The sequence below is a fragment of the Halorubrum sp. AD140 genome (genome assembly GCF_034497445.1).
GTDB lineage: Archaea > Halobacteriota > Halobacteria > Halobacteriales > Haloferacaceae > Halorubrum.
In genome coordinates this window covers 1-1,069 of record NZ_JAXRUU010000318.1, presented here as the reverse complement: position 1 = coordinate 1,069, position 1,069 = coordinate 1, and the positions used below count along the sequence as shown (strand labels likewise).

1 protein-coding gene is annotated in these 1,069 nt (G+C 70.1%); it reads right to left on the bottom strand.

What is annotated here, in order from left to right:
* Nucleotides 1-92: 92 nt before the first annotated feature.
* Nucleotides 93-1,069 (bottom strand): branched-chain amino acid ABC transporter permease (locus U4E84_RS18495; protein ID WP_322533516.1); only part of this gene is annotated, 977 nt, incomplete at its 5' end.

Sequence of the window (1,069 nt, the reverse complement as noted above, 5' to 3'; positions counted from 1 at the left end):
GAGGCCGAGGTCGCTCTCCCGGGCGGCCTCGACCAGCGCGTCGGTGGCGCTCTCGGGGGTCTCTGGTGTGGGATCGGGAGAATCGGCGTCGCTCATGTGGTCGAAACACCTCCGAACAGCCCCTCGGGGCGCAACAGCAGCATGAGGATCATCACGCCGAACGCCGCGGCCTGGTTGAAGTCGGAGGGGATCCAGACCGTCGACGTGGTGAACACGATCCCGATGACGAGACCGCCGGCGATGGCGCCGTAGACGGAGCCGATCCCGCCGAGAATCACGGCGGCGAAGATCAGAAGCAGGAGGAGCCAGCCGAAGTCGAACTGGATCGTCCCGCGCAGCAGGACGTAGAGGTAGCCTGACGCGCCCGCGAGCCCGCCACCGATGATCCACGTCGCGGTGACGACGCGCTCGGCCGGGATCCCCGTGATGAGCGCGAGGTCCTTGTTGTCGGCCATCGCCCGCATCGCGGTGCCGAGCTTCGTGTGCTGGAGCATGGCGTGCATCGCGAGCATCAGCCCGACCGCGGCCACGAGGATGGTGAGCTCGTGCGCGTTCACCGAGAGTCCGAGCGGGCCGAACGCGAGGTTCGACGCGTCGACGCTGGCGGTCACGCCGCGCCGGCTGGAGCCGTAGCCGAACTGGAGCAGGTAGCGCACGATGAGCGCCGCGCCGATGGAGGCGATGAGCAGCGAGATCCCGTCCCGGTCCCGCATCGGCTTGTAGAACGCGCGGTCGAGCGCCACCGCGAGCAGCGCGGTGACGGCGAACGCCGCGAGCAGTCCGACGAGGATCGCGCCCGGCGTCGTGAGGATGTGCGCGCCGATGTCGCCCGGCGAGGCGCTCCCCGCGTCGCGGACGGTCAGGAGCGCGCGGACCGGCACGTCGCCGAAGCCGGCGATCAGGAACGCCACGCCCCACCCGGAGAACGCCCCGACGCTGACGAGGTCGCCGTGCGAGAAGTTCGCGAACGAGAGGATGCTGTACGTCATCGAGAGTCCGATGCCGGCGAGGCCGCTCACGAGGCCGATGACGACGCCGTTCCAGAGGTTCGAGCCGCGCCGGCCGATCG